The sequence below is a fragment of the Streptomyces sp. NPDC002536 genome (assembly GCF_053594995.1).
Genome location: NZ_JBSFWU010000011.1, coordinates 24411 through 38890 on the forward strand (window position 1 = coordinate 24411; position 14480 = coordinate 38890).

Below are 14480 nucleotides of genomic sequence, written 5' to 3' on the forward strand. Positions count from 1 at the left end.
CCACATCCCGCGATACGGCCGGCGGGCGGAAACGGAGGAGAGATGAACCGCACAGTGCACCGCGTCGTCGTCGGTGTCGACGGATCGGCCAACAGCCTCGTCGCCCTGCGGAAGGCCGCGGAAGAGGCCCTGCGCCACCACGCCACGCTCCAGCCGGTCCTCGCCTACTCGTCCCCCATGGGCGACTACGTCGACATGATCTGGCCGCCGGACGAACGGACGGCCCGGGAGCTGGACCGTGCCGCATACCGGCAGCTCATCGGCGCCTGCGAGCGTGCCCTCGGCGGTCTCCCCGCCGACGTCCGGTGCGCCCCGGTCACCGCGTTCGGCGAGCCCGCACACCTGCTGGTGCAGGCGTCCTCCGACGACGGCGACCTCCTCGTCGTGGGCAGCGGCTCGCACGGCGCCCTGCACCGGCTCCTGAAGGGCTCGGTGAGCCGCTACTGCCTGCGCCACTGCACGTGCCCGGTCCTGGTCGCCCCGCCCGCCGGGAAGGCCGAACCCGACCGGGGCGGCGCCCCGGCCACGTGACTCGTAAGTCGCGTCCTCAGTCGAGTTCGATGCTGAAGTCCCAGACGGCCACGGTCTTCCCGTCGTGGCGCCAGGTCAACTGGGCGGCGCCCGCCGCGAAGGTGCCGTTGAGCGCGAGGGTGGCCGGGTGGCCGGGGGTCGCGGTGGCGGCCGTTGCCCCGGACGGGGTCAGGGTGATGTCCTTGCCGTCCTCGTCGCGGGAGGTGAAGTCCCCGGCCTGCACGGTGAGGGGCGCCGTGGCCTGGTCGAGCGTGATGGTGAGGGTGCCGGTGACGTGCTCGGGAGGCTTGCCGCCGGGGGTGGGGTCGGGGAGGTCCTCCGTGGGTCCGGACGCGCGGACCACCGCGGTGGATTCGGGGAGTTGGGCACGGACCGGTGATCCCACGGCGACCAGCTGCAGGTGCTTCTCGTCGGCGGTGGGGGTGGCCTGGGCCGACGGGGGCGGCGGGATCGGCACGGCGCCCAGGTCCTGAACGGTGCGGGAACCGTCGTCGGCGGACCGGGAGGACGCGGCGTGACCGCCGCCGCAGCCGGCCGCGGCGGTGAGGACGGCCGCCGCCAGGGCGAGGCGGCAGGCCGTGCGGGTGAGGCGGCGGAGGCCGGGCAGGCCGAAGCCCGCCCGGCTCGGCGCCGTGCAGCGCGGGGTGTTCATCGCTTCGGCGCGCTCCCGGTCCGGTCCTGGGATGAGGACGGGGACGGGGACGGGTTCACGATCGGGTGCTCCGGTTCACCGGCCCGCGCGACGGCCGGGTAGACGATGCTGCCCGAGGGTGCGGGCGGCAGGGCGCGGCCGGAGGGGTTGTTGTAGACGTCGGCGCCGAAGGGCCGCAGTCCGTCGGCGGCGGCGTAGCCGAGGTGTCCGTGCCCGTCGGTGCCGCCGTGGCGGATGTCGAAGAGGTCCTCCATGCTGCGCAGCCAGCTGTAGTGGTTGTAGGGCTGGTCGCTGATCGAACCGGGCTTGACGAAGCGGGAGATGACCACGGAGCCCGTGATGCCGCCGCCGGGCGTGGTGTCCTGGCCGTACAGCTGGTGTCCCGGCTGGGCGGTGTTGGGCCCGGGCAGTTCGTTGCAGCAGGCCACGATCGACTGGGCGGTGTCGGTGGGCACGTTGAGCTTGGGGTCGGCGTTGCCGGTGTAGTCGCCGATGGAGTCGCCGTACATCTTGTAGGGCGGGACCGCCTCGTCGAAGATGATCTGGATCATGCCGTCGTGCTGGAAGGCCGGCGAGGACATGATCTGCGGGACGACCTTCTCCAGGAACTTGTCCGCGGCGTACAGGCCGCCCTGGTGGTTCTTCGGGTCGCCGGAGAGGTTGTCGCCCTTGCACGTGGCGTCATGGGCGTCGGAGCAGTTGTTGGGCGTGATCCAGTTGAAGCGCGGGGTGGTGGACTCCTTCTTCAGGTCCTGTGCCAGCCCGGTCAGGGCGGAGTGCCCGGCCTGTGCGGGCCTGCCGTTCAGCGGGACGACGCGGGCGCAGTCCTTCGGGTTGTCGATCACCGAGTGGAACCAGACGGCCGGGTTGTGCTTGGCCACGTACTGGTCCTTCTGCGTGGCTCCGCCGGGGTCGGGGACGCCGGATCCGGCCGGGTTCCCGGGAATGCCGCACTGGTAGGGCAGTTCGCGCTTGTCGTCGTTGCCCATGTCCTGGGCGTAGACCTTCCACGGGACGTGGCGGTCGTCGAGCTGGTTGAACAGGGTCTTCACCCGCTTCGGATAGACGCATCCGTGCGGGGCGAGGGTCTGCCCGTCCGCGGCCGCCGTACCCGGGGTGATGTCCTTGTACTGCGGGCAGTCGTCCATGTTGTCCGGGGCCGGGGACTGGCCGGAGACCGCGCTGATGTAGTTGTCGAGGCTGTAGTGGCCGGTGCCGTAGTACTGCCGCAGCAACTCCCCGTAACCGGGCAGGGTCTTCCACAGGTAGCTGTTCTGGTTCAGGCCGGTGAACGTGGCCTCGTAGGACTTGTTCTCCAGGATGATCGTCCACACATGGCCCGGCCGTTTCGGACCGTTCCCGTGCGAGCCGTGTGCGGACGCGGGCGACGCTGCGGGACCGGCGAACGCCAGCGCGGCGGCCGCGGCGGCTGCCGCAGCCGCTCTGAACGCCCCGGCTGCCGGCCAACGGCGGCGTGGGGAAGCTGACATGTGAGTGCTCCGAACTCTCCGACGGACGGGGTGAACGTGACGTGAACGCTACATGACAACTTTGCCCTGATCGGCGTCCCTGTATCCGTGCACGACCGCCCGATGGTCCCCGCCCGCGATACCCGATGTCCAGCCCCGGCGGTATGGAGGGGGCATTGCCGTGATGACAGCAGCCGGCCCCGGCAGCACGACCTCGGCTCTCAATCCCCCGGCCACCAGCGACAGTTCCACAGGACCGTTCCACTCCGGCAGAGCCCTTGCCGATACCCTGCCCCCGGGGCCGTCCAGGGAAGAAAAAGGGAAGGAAAGGGGACACCCGTGACCACCACCGCCGCCCTCACCCCCGAGCAGGCCCGCGCCCGCCTGCATGAGCTGACCGTCATCGACGTGCGCACCCCCGGCGAGTACGCCTCCGGCCATCTGCCGGGCGCCCACAACATCCCCCTCGACCAACTCGACCGGGCCGTGCACGCCTTGAGGAGCGCCGCCCTGCGCGGCAGCCTCCTCGTCGTCTGCGCCGCCGGCGACCGTTCCGCCCGGGCCTGCAGTCGCCTCGCCGCGCGCGGCGTCGGTGCCGCAACCCTCACCGGCGGCACGGCCGCCTGGGCCGGGCGCGGTTACGACGTCGACCGGCCCGAGGGCGCCCGCGCCGTCTGGGCCATGGAGCGCCAGGTCCGCCTCGCCGCCGGTTCCCTCGTCCTGTGCGGGCTGCTCGCCGGGCGCCGTCGGCCGAGGGCCCGCCTCCTGTCCACGGCGATCGCGGGCGGCCTGGTCTTCTCGGCCCTCACCGACACGTGCGGCATGGCCCACGTCCTCGCCCGGCTCCCCTGGAACCGGCCCCGGGCCGCCGGCCTCGACGCCACCCTCACCGCCCTGGCCGGCTGACGGGCCGACGGCCGGCCGACTTCCCCGTGAGTGCCGTGTCGGCGGCGTCGAGGATCTTGCCGAAGACGTGGGAGACGACGGGTCCGGCGAGCACGCGCGTGATGGCCGCGCCGAAGGGCAGACGGACCTCGGTGGTGGTCGTCCAGACGACGAGCGTGCCCTCGGCGACTGCGGTGAAGGTCATGCGGCCGAGCTCGTGCCGGGCGGGCGGGAAGCAGCGTTCGACGACGTAATCGAAGGCGTACGGCGGGTTGTAGGCGGTGATCCGCTCGCGGAACCAGCCGATCAGCCACGTGTGCAGCCGGACGGCGCCCACCCCGTAGGGCGCACCCGCGCCCGGCCGGGCCAGGCGCGCCCTGAGGACGTACGGGGTGCGGGTGTAGTGGGTGCTGACGGCGCACCAGTCGAACACGTCGGCGATCGGTGCTGCAATGACACGTCGTACCGTCACGGTTTCCATGCCTCGTCCCTTCGCGTGCCCGCCGCCCCCGAGACGGCCCGGCTCACAGTGGAGACGTCACGTGACCCGGGACTGTGACACCGTCGCCGGTGACGTGCATCACTCCGTGGGCGCGCTCAGGACGGCGAACAGGCCGCGGGCCCGGGTGGTGCCGTCGGGAAGCCGCCACCAGGACGTGACGTGCCCGGTGGCGCCCTGCGGGAGGGTGCCCGGGCCGGGGCGCAGGACGCGGTTCAGCCGGAGCGTCACGCCGTGCGCGGCGGAGGCGAGTTCGGTGGCATCCCGACTCTCCCGGACTTCGGTGACGGTGGCGAAGTCCGCCGGGACCGGGGCCTCGCCCGTGTACGCGAAGGCGACCTCGTGGTCGGGGGTGTCGCTGATGCTCTGGTCCTGCGGCTGGGTACGACCCTCCATGAGGGCGAGCAACTCGGCGACGAGCACCGGGTCGTGACAGCCGTCGTAGGCCCAGCGCTTGCCCAGCACGCCGTGGTCCATCGTCCCGACGAGGGCGTCCTCGGCACCGTCCAGCGGGGCACCGCGGTAGGAGAGCGGCACCAGGTAGGTGACCGGCTCCGCGCCCGCGGTGTCGGTCACCGCCATGAACTCGATGCCGACCTCGCCCTTCGGGTCGTCCAGCCGGAAGCCGCCGGCCCTTTCCAGCTGCGGTGCGCCGGCGCCGGGGCGGTACCAGGGCCGGGTGGGCAGCCAGGAGGCGAGCAGTTCGTCCTTGGTGGGCGTGAGGGTGGTCCTGTGCACGACGGCCATGCCGGGAGGTCTCTTTCGTCGAGAGGGGTACCGCTGACGCTTCATCATGCACAGCGGAACGGGGTCGCGGTCAAGCACCCCTGGCGTGCGAAGAGTTGGCGTGCGTCACCTGTTTGACTGGTGACGCACGCTGTGCCACAGTCGCCTGGTGAACCTTGATCACGTCTTTGTGTGCGGCGATCCGGCCCTGGACTTCGCGGCCACGCTCCGGGCACGCCGCACGACGCGATACGAGATGTTCGTGGCACCGGACCGCCTGGACGCGTGGTACGTGGAATCCGGAATCGTCGACTCCGTCTCGCCCGCCCGGCAGGCCGACGTGGGGCGGGCGACGACCGTACGGGAGGCCGTCTACCAGCTGATCACGGCCCGGCGTCTCGGCGCGGACTTCGACGACGAGGCGCTGGCCGTGGTCAACGACACGGCCCGCAGGGCGCCCGCGGCACCGCAGTTGACCCACTCCGGCCGCTGGACGACGGCCACGCAGCGGGAAGCGCTGTCCACCGTCGCCCGGCACGCGGTGGAACTGCTGAGCGGCCCGGACGTCCCCCTGCTGAGGGAATGCGGCAGCTCCGACTGCACCCGTGTCTACCTCGACCGTTCACGCGGCAACCGGCGCCAGTGGTGCGGCATGGAGTCCTGCGGCAACAGACTCAAGGCCGCCGCGTACCGCGCCCGCAGGAAGACCGGCGTCGCTTTCGCGGAGTGAACGCGGGTCAGTGAACACGGGTCACGGCAGCAGGCGTTGCTCCTTGGCCACCGCCACGGCCCCCGCCCTGGTGTCGACGCCGAGCTTGTCGTAGATCCGGCCCAGGTGGGTCTTCACGGTGGCCTGGCTGATGAACAGCGCGCGGGCGATGTCGCGGTTGCCGAGCCCCTGGGCGAGCTGGGCGAGGATGTCGAGTTCGCGGGCGGTCAGGGCGGGGCGGGCCGCGCCCCGCATGTGGCTCATGACGCGGCTGGCGACGGGCGGCGAGAGGGTGGTGCGGCCCTGGGCGGCGGAGTGGATCGCGGCGAAGAGCTCCTCGGGACGCTCGGCCTTCAGCAGGTAGCCGGTGGCGCCCGCGGCGATCGCACGCGTGATGTCGGCGTCGGTGTCGTAGGTGGTGAGGACCAGGACGTGCACGCCGGTGGCCGCGATGCGCCGCGTGGCCTCGACCCCGTCGATCCCGGGGCCGAGCTGGAGGTCCATGAGCACCACGTCGGGCCGGAGCTTCGCGGCCGCGGCCACCGCTTCCTCACCGCTGCCGGCCTCGCCCACCACCTCGATGTCGGGTTCGCTGCCGAGGAGGGCGAGCAGCCCGGCCCGTACGACGGCGTGGTCGTCGCAGAGCAGGATGCGGACGGGGGTCTTGGTCATGAGGGGGGTTCCAGGGGGATCGCGGCGGATACGACGGTGCCCTCGCCGGGCGCGGACTCGACGGTCAGGGTGCCGCCGAGCTGCCGGACACGGGCCTGCATGGCGGGCAGCCCGTGCCCCCGCGGGCCGCGGGCGGGTGCGGTGGCGGCCGGGACGTCGAAGCCCCGGCCGTCGTCGGCGATGTCCAGGACCAGCTGGTCGCCGAGGAAGGTGAGGGTGAGCGTGGCCGTGCCGGCGCCGGCGTGCTCGCGGACGTTGGCGAGTGCGCCCTGGGCGATGCGCAGCAGCGCGGAGGCCGTCCGGCCGGGCAGGGGGAAGGCCGGGGAGCCCTCGACGATGCAGCGGACGGCGAGCCCGCCGGACTCCTGCGCGGCGCGGGCCGCCAGCGCGCGCAGGGCCTGCTCCAGGCTGCCGCCGTCGGCGAGGTCGGCGGGGGCGAGGTCGTGGACGAGGCGGCGCGCCTCGGCGAGGTTCCGGCCGGCGATCGAGGCGGCGGTGCGGACGTGCTGGTGGGCGGTGTCGGGCTCCGCCGTCCAGACCCGGTCGGCCGCCTGGAGCAGCATCTGCTGACTGGACAGGCCCTGCGCGAGGGTGTCGTGGATCTCCATGGACAGGCGCTGCCGCTCGGCGAGCGTGCCCTCGCGGCGCTCGGTGGCGGCCAGGTGGCGCCGGGTGCGGATGAGGTCGTCGATCAACTGCCGCTGCCGGTCGGCCTGGCGCTGCATGTGGACGAAGACGGCGGTGGCGATGGCGGCGACGGCGGGCGGGGCGAGGACCAGGTTCGGGTCGAAACCGCCCGTCGACAGCTTCAGTTGGGCGGCGACCACGAAGGCGGTGAGCATGGCGACGAGGGCGAGCGCTGCGCGCGAGGGCAGGGTGCGCAGGCCCGTGAAGAACAGCGGCACCGCGCACCAGGCGAAGCTCGGCGCGAGCACGACCAGCACCATCCAGACGGCGACGACGGCTCCCAGCCGAGCGAGCCGGCGCGGTGCGGGCCGCGCGAGCGGCGCCGGACCGAGCAGGTACAGCAGGGCCAGGACGGCGGAGAGCCCGATGATCCACGAGGTGTGGGGGTTGCCGGGGTGCCGGACGAGGAACCGGGCCAGCGAAGCGGCGAGCAGGAGGAAGAACGCGGCGTGCATGACGAGCGCGAGGGGGCGCTCCCCGGACCCCGCGGCCTGCTCGGGACCGGGACTGCCCGTGCCGTCGGGGTCGTCGGACGCCGCCCGCACCGGATCCGCGGCCTCCTCCGCCGACGGCGTTGCCTGCCGCATCGCACTCTCCTCACCTGCGCATACGCACCCATCCTCGGTCGGTGCGGCCATCCTCGCATCAACCGATCGGTTGACAGAGGTGTCGGCCGTCGGGCACGGCACGAGCAGCCCGCAGGCCGAGGCCCCGCGAGGGGAACCGGCCGGAGGATCGGATCATGACCGACACCAAGAAGTTCAGCACCGCGAAGATCGCCACCACCGCCGCCGCCGTCCTCGCGGCCGGAGCCGTCGGCGCCGCCGCCGCGAGCGCCGCCGCCCCGGCGGCCGCGGCCAAGTCGACGGTCAAGGCCGACGCGTCCGACCGGAACCTCGCCCAGTCCACCCACCTCACGATCGCCGCCGCCACCAAGGCCGCGCAGGCCGCCCTCGACGCCGCGGCGAAGGAGGGCCAGAAGGTCTCCGTGGCCGTCGTCGACCGCAACGGCAACACCCTCGTCACCCTGCGCGGCGACGGTGCGGGCCCGCAGTCGTACGAGTCCGCCGAGAAGAAGGCCTTCACCGCCGTCTCCTGGAACGCACCGACCTCGGCTCTGATGGGCCGCCTCTCCCAGACCCCGAACCTCAAGGACATCCCCGGCACCCTCTTCCTGCCGGGCGGCGCCCCGGTCCAGGCCAAGGGCGCCCCGGTCGCGGCCGTCGGCGTGGCCGGCGCACCCAGCGGCGACCTCGACGAGAAGTTCGCCCAGGCCGGCGTCGCCGCGCTGAACGGCTGACGCCCTCGCCCCGAAGGCCACCGGGCCGGACCGGCCCGGTGGCCCCTGCAGTGCGGCCGTTCCCGAGGCACAGTGGCAACAGGACGTCGAAACGCTCCGCATGGAGGTATGGAGGTGACGCGCAATGATGTCCTGGTACGGCCACCACGTCGGCGGCTGGGGGCTGGCCGCCATGTCGATCAGCATGATCCTCTTCTGGGCAGTGGTCATCGCTGCCCTCGTGCTGCTCTTCCGCGCCTTCGGCCGCCCCCGCGAGCACACCCGGCCGACCGCGTCCACGGCACCCACGCCCACTCCCACGCCCGAGCAGATCCTCGCCGAGCGCTTCGCCCGTGGCGAGATCGACGACGAGGAGTACCGGCGCCGCCTCTCCGTGCTCAAGTCCCCCGGCGGACCCGCTCCACCGCCCTGACCCGCCGGGGTGCCCCTGCTCAAGCGGCCTTCGGCACCCGCACCCGCGCCACCCGCACCACGTCCGGTATCAGCGTGAGCAACCCGAGCACCGCTGTGCCCGCGCCCAGCCACAGCGGTGCCCGGAGCCCGTAGCTGTCGGTGGCGGCACCGCCGAGTCCTGAGCCGATCACCACGCCGAGCGTGATGAAGGACGAGTGGACGGTGTTGACCAGCGGGCGCGCATTCGCCGTGCGCTGCACCCGGCTGATCATCGCCGGGTTGAGGGTGACCCCGACGAGCCCGATGCCCGTCATGGCGGCGACGGCGGGCGCCTTGAGGTCCGCGAGCAGTGCGAACGCCGTCAGGAACACCGCGTTGAGGGCGAGTCCCGTCACGAGCACCCGGATGGTGTGGGAGTCCGCGAAACGGGCAACGACCGTGTTGCCGACGACCGTTGCAGCGCCGTAGCCGAGGAGGAGCAGCGGGACGGTGCCGCGGGAGAAGCCGGTGACCTCGGTCAGGATCGGCGTGAAGTAGGAGAACGCGGCGAAGGTGGCGCCGATGACCAGCATCGAGGTGCACAGGACGAGCCAGAGCCTGCCGTTGCGGAAGACGGCGAGCTCGTCGCGGAAGTCGCCTGCCCCGTCGGCGTGTTCGAGGGACGGCACGGCGACGGCCGTGGCGACGGCGGCGACGACGGTGATGGCGCCGACGGCGACGAACCCCGCGCGCCAGCCCCACTGCTGGCCGACGAGCGTGGAGAGGGGCAGCCCGAGGAGGGTGCCGACCATGAGGCCCTGCATGGCGACGCCGATGGCGCGGCCGCGCACCTCCGGCGAGGTGATCTGGGCGACGACGGAGAGCGAGACGCCGAAGAACGCCGCGGAGGCCGTGCCGGTGACGACGCGGGCGGCGAGCATGACGCCGTAACCGGTGGCGGCGGCAGCCAGGACGTTGCCGGCGAGGAAGACGGCGAAGAGCGTCATCAGCGCGGTCTTGGGCCGGAGTCTGAGGACGGCGACCGTGGCGAAGGGCCCGCCGAGGGCCATGGCGAGGGCGAACGCCGTGATGAGGTAGCCGACTTGGGCGATGCCGACGTGAAGGTCGTCGGCGATCTGCGGCATGAGGCCGCCGACCAGGAACTCGCTGGTGACCATGGCGAAGATGCCGAGCGCCATGAGATGGACGGACTTGGGCATGCGAAAGACCCCCCTTGATTCTGTACTGATCAGACCAAAAAACGGATGTGAAAAAGCCGGCCCGCAGCGAGTACGGGCAGACGGCGGGCGAACGTCAGCGACCGAGTACGTCGATCCCGGCAGCGGCGATCTGCTCCAGCGCGGCGCGGTCGGCACCGGACTGGGCGGCGACCCTCATCCCGGCGATCACCGAGCTCAGGTACCAGGCCAGTCCGGCGGGGTCGCGCGGCGAACGGACGGATCCGTCCCGCTTCCCCTCCTCGATCACGGCACGGAACGCACCGAGACGCCGCTCCAGATCCTTGGTCAGGATCTCCGCGACGCCGGGATCGTCCGCGGCCGGACCGGTGACGGTGTTCACGGTGAAGCAGCCGGAGCCGTGGCCCAGGCGGCGGTTCTCCATCTCCCCGTCGACGACCACCTCGAACAGGGCGCGGATCCGCTCCACGGCACTGCGCCCCTCCTCGCCGAGCAGGGCGAGCTGACGTGCCGTCATGGTGTCGGCGTAGTGCGCCAGGGCGCGCCGGAAGAGGTGGTCCTTCGAGGTGAAGGTGTTGTAGATGCTGCTCCGGCCGAGGCCGGTGGCCTCGCAGAGGTCCTGCGTGGAAGTGGCCTCGTACCCCTTCGCCCAGAAGGCGCCGCACGCCGCCGCCACCGCCTGCTGCTCATCGAACTGTCGCGGTCGACCCATGATCGTCACCGTAGCACGTTATGGAACGCATGGACCAAAACAATATCCGGCAGGCTCCGGCCCGAGGGGCGTGAGGGGCCTGCACGGCGAGCACTTGCACGCGCTTCAGCTCCCGGCGCTCCGACGAGCCTCCCCGCACGCCATTGCCGCCGCAGTCGGGCCGGGGAGACCGTGAGGCGGCGTCCGCCGAACCCGGTGGAGAACGGACAGGAGCACCCGACCATGGCCATCATCGTCACCTTCGACATGGAAGACACGCCTGCCGCCCGGGAGTTGTACGACACCTGCATCGACCGCGTCACCGAAGGCCGGGGCTTCGCCTCGCCGGCCGACCTGCCCGTGCCCGGACTGATCGCCCACATCGCCGGTTCCGTCGGGGGCTGTTGGCGGGTCACCGACGTGTGGGAGTCCCCCGAGTCGTTCGAGGCCTTCGCCAAGATCCTCGGACCCATCATCGCCGACCTGGGCTACGCGGACCTCCAGCCGGACGTCTCGCCCGCCCACAACGTCGTCCTCCGCTGAGCCCGACGGCCGGGGCGGGGCGGCCCGTACGCCCCTCCCCGGTCCGGGCGCGCGCCCGGCTACCGGCCCGGCCCTTCGCCGACCGCGGGCGGCGTGCCGGGGAGCGCGAAGTGGGGGTTCTCGATCAGCCCGACGACGGAACCGGAGGGGTCGGCCACGGTCGCGACGCGGATCGCGCCGCCGACCTCGCGGACCTCCTGACGCACCGTCGCACCGGCGGCGACGAGCCTCTCCAGCGCCTTGTCGGCATCCGGGACACCCCAGTACGTCACCGGCCCTGCCGAGGGGTCGGCGTTCGGGTCGAGCGCCAGCTCGTATCCGCCGACGGTGAAGCCGACGTAGAACGGCTCGTCGAAATAGGGCTCGACACCGAGCACGGAGGTCCACCAGGCCTTGGCGGCATCGAGGTCCGGAGCCGGATAGATCACTGTCCGCAAACCGAGGAACATTTGACAACCCTTCAGTCGAACATCTGTTCTGAGCGCGAGGGTAGCGGAACACCGGCCAGGGTCCACACCGCGCCACGTCCACCGCCCCGGCCCGCCCCGGATTGGCCGGGGCGTACGTACGGGAGGTCACCCACAAGGTGCGCCAGGCACAACAGCCGTACCTCTGACCGGATATGAAGGGTGGCACTGGAGCGCGCAAACGGGGCGCAGGCCGCGCCACCCGTGGCATTCCGGACACGCGCTTTACGCCCTGATGCCACTGCGGGCACGTCGGTAGCGTGTGGGGCGCTCCGGGGGAAAGGAGCCCCGCATCCACACCGAGGAGGGCACGAGTATGGCTGATGCCAAGTTCCCGGCCGGTACCAGGATCGTGCAGAACCAGGCGCTGACCAACGGAAGGGGCGACTCGTCCCTGCGCCTGCAGGAGGACGGGAACTTCGTCCTCTACCAGGAGGACAAACCGACGTGGCAGGCCGAGAACGTCTACCCGAACGGGCGTGAGGCCCTCTTCGCGTACGACGGCAACCTCATCGTCTTCGACGAGGACCAGAACGTCGTCTGGGAGTCGGGGACCGGGTCGGAGGACAACCGCGGCTCCGTCCTGGCCCTGCAGGACGACCACAACCTGGTGATCTACAACCGGGACGGCCGGCCGGTCTGGGCCACCGGCACCAACACCTGATCCCTATACGGGGACACAGGGCCGTGGCGTGCCGGAGTTCCCTCCGGACCGCCACGGCGGCGGCCTGCTCGCCCGCATCACCGCGCCGACGTCGGTGGCGGGTCACGTAGGGTCGTGGGGTGATGCGTTCCGCAGCCGGTGAAGAGGCCGAAGAAGAGTTCGTCATACGGGTGCTGGAGTGGGCACGGCCCCGGCCCGACATCCGTGCCGTGCTGCGTACGGGCTCGCGGGCCCGGCGCGACGGCACGGCCGACGCCGTCTCCGACCACGACATCGAGCTGTACACGACCGACCCGGAGCAGTACGCGGAATCGGAGGAATGGGTCGGCGCCATCGGCCCGGTGCTGGTCTCGGTCGGGCTGGACGGGCCGTGGGACAACCCGGCGCGGCTGGTGTTCTTCGAGGACGGCGTGAAGGCCGACTTCCAGATCCTGCCGGTGTCCCGGCTGGCCGAGTTGGCAACGGCAGGGCTGGACGACGTGCACGTGCGCGGCTACGAAGTACTCTTCGACCGCGACGGGACCGCCGCCCGGCTGCCCACGGCCCCGGGCACGCCTCCGGCCGCCGCGCTGCCCGATGCCCGGGAATTCCACGAACTCTGCGCGGAGTTCTGGTTCGAGACGGCGCACCTGCCGCGCTGCCTGGCCCGTGGTGAGCTGTGGGTGGCCAAGTCCCGGGACTGGACCGCAAAGGAGCTGCTGCAGACCATGATCGAGTGGCACGCCCTGACGCGGCACGGCGCCGGCCACGACGTCTGGTACGGCGGCACGCGCATGCGCCGGTGGGCGGCACCGGGAGTGTGGGAGCGCCTGCCGGAGACCTTCGGCGGATTCACCGCCGAGGACATCCTCCGCAGCGCACGCGCCACCGCCGACCTCTTCGCCGAGCTGGCCGCGGAAGTGGCCGGGGCCCACGGCTTCCCGTACCCGGAGAAGGCCGAGCGGGCCATCCGGCCCGCACTCGACGAACTGCCCCCGCTCTGAGGCCGGTTCGACGACACGCGGGGGGGCGGATCCTCAGGAGTACCGGCGCCCGAGGGCGACGAACGCGATGTACGCGACGGCACCGACCCCGACCATCCAGGCGTAGGGGCCGCCGCTCCCTCCACTTGCCAGGTCGCCGACGAAGGCGCCGAGGTTCCCCAGGGTCAGGATCACGCCCGTGCCGGCCCAGGCGCGCTGCCCGATCAGGGCGAACCGTTCGTCGGGCTCCTCGGTGATGCCCCGGTAGGTCTCGCTCCGGCGCCCCAGCAGGATCACGGCGAGGCTGCAGAGCGCCATGACCCCGATCATCACCAGGCCGATGCCGAGGTGGCCACCGACCGTCGCCGCGACCAGGCAGACGGCCCCGACACCGAGGAAGAAGGCCGGCACGGCCCGCCTCATCGATATGTCATTCATCTGCTGGACCCTCGTCGACATAGAACATCTCCTCCACGCTGACGTCGAAGTACTTGGCCATGGACAAGGCGAGCGGCAGGGAAGGCGTGTACCGCTCGGTCTCGATGGCGTTGATCGTCTGCCGCGAGACCCCCAGGGCCTCACCCAGCCCGCCCTGGGAAAGTCCACGCAACGACCGCAGTTCTCTGACCCTGTTCCGCACATGTAAAGGGTGCTTGACACCCTTGCTCGGTGTCAAGCGAGCTTTACAGTGCTCGGCTCGACTGAACCGGCCCCTTCCGAGGCCCACTTGCCGAGGCGCGCGTGCCGTACCGCGCGCCGTGCGGTCGGTACGTGCTGCCGTCCGACCCGGCTTAGGGTCGTCTCGCCGGCCGACGGCACCGTGATCAAGGGGAAGTACGAGGGGCGGTCGGTGAGTTCACCCGGGGCGCAGACGACGCTCCCCGACGACACTGGTGATCGTCTGAGCGGGCTTGGCGAAGTCCGGTGCGTGATCGCGCCCCAAAGGGGCGCGGGGAACTGCGCGACAAGCCACAACGAGCCCGCAGTTGACACACCGCACTTCCCGCGGAGCGCTCGGCCCGCGGCACTCACGCCTGCCCGGTCTCGAACCGGCCGACCTTCCCGCCGTCCACCGTGAAGTGCCAGGCGGTGCGCATCTCCCCCCACGTGTCATTGCGGTAGTTGACGACCAACCCGAGCCCGTCACCGGTCTGCGACACGATGTCCATGTGTCCGGCGGAGGAGAAGATCTCCTTCTCGGTCCAGTCGTCGACGTCGCGATCGCTGCCGTCGTCGGACATGGTGGCCCCGGGCGTGAGGGCCGCCGCGAAGGCCTCGCGGTCGCCTGCGTTGACGGCGGCGACGAAGGCTCGTACAGCCGGTTCGGTCAGCTTGTCGAGGGCGATGCTCACGGTGCCTCCAGGGGGTACGGGGTGCTCGCTCCCGCACCAGCACACCGCACGCGGTGCCGCCCCGCCACCGGGAGCTTGCCCGGTCGGCTCACGGCCGGAC

General features: G+C 71.9%; 20 protein-coding genes. 8 read left to right on the forward strand and 12 right to left on the reverse strand.

The window, feature by feature from the left end:
* The first annotated feature begins 42 nt into the window (after positions 1-42).
* Positions 43-531: a universal stress protein gene (locus ACWD4B_RS06435; RefSeq protein ID WP_451419703.1), complete on the forward strand. Its 489-nt coding sequence runs from the start codon at positions 43-45 to the stop codon at positions 529-531.
* A 16-nt stretch (positions 532-547) separates the two neighbouring features.
* Here ACWD4B_RS06435 and ACWD4B_RS06440 read toward each other — a convergent pair whose 3' ends face one another.
* Positions 548-1183 (reverse strand): hypothetical protein, encoded by a 636-nt coding sequence (locus tag ACWD4B_RS06440; protein WP_451419704.1) that lies wholly within the window; start codon positions 1181-1183, stop codon positions 548-550.
* Positions 1180-2673, reverse strand: coding sequence for an alkaline phosphatase family protein (locus tag ACWD4B_RS06445; protein ID WP_451419705.1), 1494 nt, complete (start codon positions 2671-2673; stop codon positions 1180-1182). The genes ACWD4B_RS06440 and ACWD4B_RS06445 overlap by 4 nt, the downstream gene beginning before the upstream one ends.
* A gap of 318 nt (positions 2674-2991) precedes the next feature.
* On the opposite strand from ACWD4B_RS06445, the gene ACWD4B_RS06450 reads away from it, so the two are divergent.
* Positions 2992-3558 carry a rhodanese-like domain-containing protein gene (locus tag ACWD4B_RS06450; protein WP_451419706.1) on the forward strand — a complete coding sequence of 189 codons (567 nt, stop codon included), beginning with the start codon at positions 2992-2994 and terminating at the stop codon, positions 3556-3558.
* Here ACWD4B_RS06450 and ACWD4B_RS06455 read toward each other — a convergent pair.
* Positions 3539-4018, reverse strand: a complete 480-nt coding sequence (locus ACWD4B_RS06455) for an SRPBCC family protein (protein WP_451419707.1) — start codon at positions 4016-4018, stop codon at positions 3539-3541. The genes ACWD4B_RS06450 and ACWD4B_RS06455 overlap by 20 nt on opposite strands.
* Before the next feature lie 99 nt (positions 4019-4117).
* Complete coding sequence (locus tag ACWD4B_RS06460) at positions 4118-4783, reverse strand: maltokinase N-terminal cap-like domain-containing protein (protein WP_451419708.1); 666 nt, start codon at positions 4781-4783, stop codon at positions 4118-4120.
* Positions 4784-4931: 148 nt separating this feature from the next.
* Between ACWD4B_RS06460 and ACWD4B_RS06465 the strand changes: the two genes are divergently transcribed.
* The gene (locus ACWD4B_RS06465; RefSeq protein WP_451419709.1) at positions 4932-5492 is read left to right on the forward strand and encodes a CGNR zinc finger domain-containing protein; all 561 of its coding nucleotides are present in this window, start codon (positions 4932-4934) and stop codon (positions 5490-5492) included.
* Between the two features lie 21 nt (positions 5493-5513).
* Here the strand turns inward: ACWD4B_RS06465 and ACWD4B_RS06470 are convergent, their stop codons facing one another.
* The gene (locus ACWD4B_RS06470; protein ID WP_451419710.1) at positions 5514-6143 is read right to left on the reverse strand and encodes a response regulator; all 630 of its coding nucleotides are present in this window, start codon (positions 6141-6143) and stop codon (positions 5514-5516) included.
* Positions 6140-7417 carry a sensor histidine kinase gene (locus ACWD4B_RS06475; RefSeq protein WP_451419711.1) on the reverse strand — a complete coding sequence of 426 codons (1278 nt, stop codon included), beginning with the start codon at positions 7415-7417 and terminating at the stop codon, positions 6140-6142. Before ACWD4B_RS06475 ends, ACWD4B_RS06470 begins: the two co-directional genes overlap by 4 nt.
* Before the next feature lie 155 nt (positions 7418-7572).
* On the opposite strand from ACWD4B_RS06475, the gene ACWD4B_RS06480 reads away from it, so the two are divergent.
* Positions 7573-8130, forward strand: a complete 558-nt coding sequence (locus ACWD4B_RS06480) for a GlcG/HbpS family heme-binding protein (RefSeq protein WP_451419712.1) — start codon at positions 7573-7575, stop codon at positions 8128-8130.
* 124 nt (positions 8131-8254) lie between these two features.
* Positions 8255-8542 (forward strand): SHOCT domain-containing protein, encoded by a 288-nt coding sequence (locus ACWD4B_RS06485; RefSeq protein WP_451419713.1) that lies wholly within the window; start codon positions 8255-8257, stop codon positions 8540-8542.
* A gap of 19 nt (positions 8543-8561) precedes the next feature.
* Here ACWD4B_RS06485 and ACWD4B_RS06490 read toward each other — a convergent pair whose 3' ends face one another.
* Together ACWD4B_RS06490 and ACWD4B_RS06495 are read right to left on the reverse strand one after the other, a co-directional pair.
* Positions 8562-9722: an MFS transporter gene (locus tag ACWD4B_RS06490; RefSeq protein ID WP_451419714.1), complete on the reverse strand. Its 1161-nt coding sequence runs from the start codon at positions 9720-9722 to the stop codon at positions 8562-8564.
* Positions 9723-9816: 94 nt separating this feature from the next.
* Positions 9817-10413, reverse strand: coding sequence for a TetR/AcrR family transcriptional regulator (locus tag ACWD4B_RS06495; RefSeq protein ID WP_451419715.1), 597 nt, complete (start codon positions 10411-10413; stop codon positions 9817-9819).
* A gap of 222 nt (positions 10414-10635) precedes the next feature.
* Between ACWD4B_RS06495 and ACWD4B_RS06500 the strand changes: the two genes are divergently transcribed.
* Positions 10636-10935 carry a hypothetical protein gene (locus tag ACWD4B_RS06500; RefSeq protein ID WP_451419716.1) on the forward strand — a complete coding sequence of 100 codons (300 nt, stop codon included), beginning with the start codon at positions 10636-10638 and terminating at the stop codon, positions 10933-10935.
* A gap of 59 nt (positions 10936-10994) precedes the next feature.
* Here the strand turns inward: ACWD4B_RS06500 and ACWD4B_RS06505 are convergent, their stop codons facing one another.
* Positions 10995-11384, reverse strand: coding sequence for a VOC family protein (locus ACWD4B_RS06505; RefSeq protein ID WP_451419717.1), 390 nt, complete (start codon positions 11382-11384; stop codon positions 10995-10997).
* Between the two features lie 334 nt (positions 11385-11718).
* On the opposite strand from ACWD4B_RS06505, the gene ACWD4B_RS06510 reads away from it, so the two are divergent.
* Positions 11719-12066: a hypothetical protein gene (locus tag ACWD4B_RS06510; RefSeq protein WP_451419718.1), complete on the forward strand. Its 348-nt coding sequence runs from the start codon at positions 11719-11721 to the stop codon at positions 12064-12066.
* A gap of 122 nt (positions 12067-12188) precedes the next feature.
* Positions 12189-13049 carry an aminoglycoside 6-adenylyltransferase gene (locus tag ACWD4B_RS06515; protein WP_451419780.1) on the forward strand — a complete coding sequence of 287 codons (861 nt, stop codon included), beginning with the start codon at positions 12189-12191 and terminating at the stop codon, positions 13047-13049.
* A gap of 33 nt (positions 13050-13082) precedes the next feature.
* Here the strand turns inward: ACWD4B_RS06515 and ACWD4B_RS06520 are convergent, their stop codons facing one another.
* The 3 genes from ACWD4B_RS06520 to ACWD4B_RS06530 all read right to left on the reverse strand — a co-directional run bounded on the left by ACWD4B_RS06520 (position 13083) and on the right by ACWD4B_RS06530 (position 14380).
* On the reverse strand, positions 13083-13466 hold the full coding sequence (locus ACWD4B_RS06520; protein WP_451419719.1) for a hypothetical protein: 384 nt from the start codon (positions 13464-13466) through the stop codon (positions 13083-13085).
* On the reverse strand, positions 13459-13668 hold the full coding sequence (locus tag ACWD4B_RS06525; RefSeq protein WP_451419720.1) for a helix-turn-helix transcriptional regulator: 210 nt from the start codon (positions 13666-13668) through the stop codon (positions 13459-13461). Before ACWD4B_RS06525 ends, ACWD4B_RS06520 begins: the two co-directional genes overlap by 8 nt.
* Positions 13669-14056: 388 nt before the next feature.
* Complete coding sequence (locus ACWD4B_RS06530; protein WP_451419721.1) at positions 14057-14380, reverse strand: nuclear transport factor 2 family protein; 324 nt, start codon at positions 14378-14380, stop codon at positions 14057-14059.
* Positions 14381-14480: the final 100 nt, after the last annotated feature.

Bases quoted from the DNA above. Each gene is read 5' to 3' on its own strand.
- ACWD4B_RS06510 (WP_451419718.1), top strand. From the start codon at position 11,719: ATGGCTGATGCCAAGTTCCCGGCCGGTACCAGGATCGTGCAGAACCAG.
- ACWD4B_RS06520 (WP_451419719.1), bottom strand. From the start codon at position 13,466: ATGAATGACATATCGATGAGGCGGGCCGTGCCGGCCTTCTTCCTCGGT.
- ACWD4B_RS06490 (WP_451419714.1), bottom strand. From the start codon at position 9,722: ATGCCCAAGTCCGTCCATCTCATGGCGCTCGGCATCTTCGCCATGGTC.
- ACWD4B_RS06515 (WP_451419780.1), top strand. From the start codon at position 12,189: ATGCGTTCCGCAGCCGGTGAAGAGGCCGAAGAAGAGTTCGTCATACGG.
- ACWD4B_RS06440 (WP_451419704.1), bottom strand. From the start codon at position 1,183: ATGAACACCCCGCGCTGCACGGCGCCGAGCCGGGCGGGCTTCGGCCTG.
- ACWD4B_RS06495 (WP_451419715.1), bottom strand. From the start codon at position 10,413: ATGGGTCGACCGCGACAGTTCGATGAGCAGCAGGCGGTGGCGGCGGCG.
- ACWD4B_RS06505 (WP_451419717.1), bottom strand. From the start codon at position 11,384: ATGTTCCTCGGTTTGCGGACAGTGATCTATCCGGCTCCGGACCTCGAT.
- ACWD4B_RS06445 (WP_451419705.1), bottom strand. From the start codon at position 2,673: ATGTCAGCTTCCCCACGCCGCCGTTGGCCGGCAGCCGGGGCGTTCAGA.
- ACWD4B_RS06470 (WP_451419710.1), bottom strand. From the start codon at position 6,143: ATGACCAAGACCCCCGTCCGCATCCTGCTCTGCGACGACCACGCCGTC.
- ACWD4B_RS06500 (WP_451419716.1), top strand. From the start codon at position 10,636: ATGGCCATCATCGTCACCTTCGACATGGAAGACACGCCTGCCGCCCGG.
- ACWD4B_RS06475 (WP_451419711.1), bottom strand. From the start codon at position 7,417: ATGCGGCAGGCAACGCCGTCGGCGGAGGAGGCCGCGGATCCGGTGCGG.
- ACWD4B_RS06455 (WP_451419707.1), bottom strand. From the start codon at position 4,018: ATGGAAACCGTGACGGTACGACGTGTCATTGCAGCACCGATCGCCGAC.
- ACWD4B_RS06485 (WP_451419713.1), top strand. From the start codon at position 8,255: ATGATGTCCTGGTACGGCCACCACGTCGGCGGCTGGGGGCTGGCCGCC.
- ACWD4B_RS06435 (WP_451419703.1), top strand. From the start codon at position 43: ATGAACCGCACAGTGCACCGCGTCGTCGTCGGTGTCGACGGATCGGCC.
- ACWD4B_RS06480 (WP_451419712.1), top strand. From the start codon at position 7,573: ATGACCGACACCAAGAAGTTCAGCACCGCGAAGATCGCCACCACCGCC.
- ACWD4B_RS06460 (WP_451419708.1), bottom strand. From the start codon at position 4,783: ATGGCCGTCGTGCACAGGACCACCCTCACGCCCACCAAGGACGAACTG.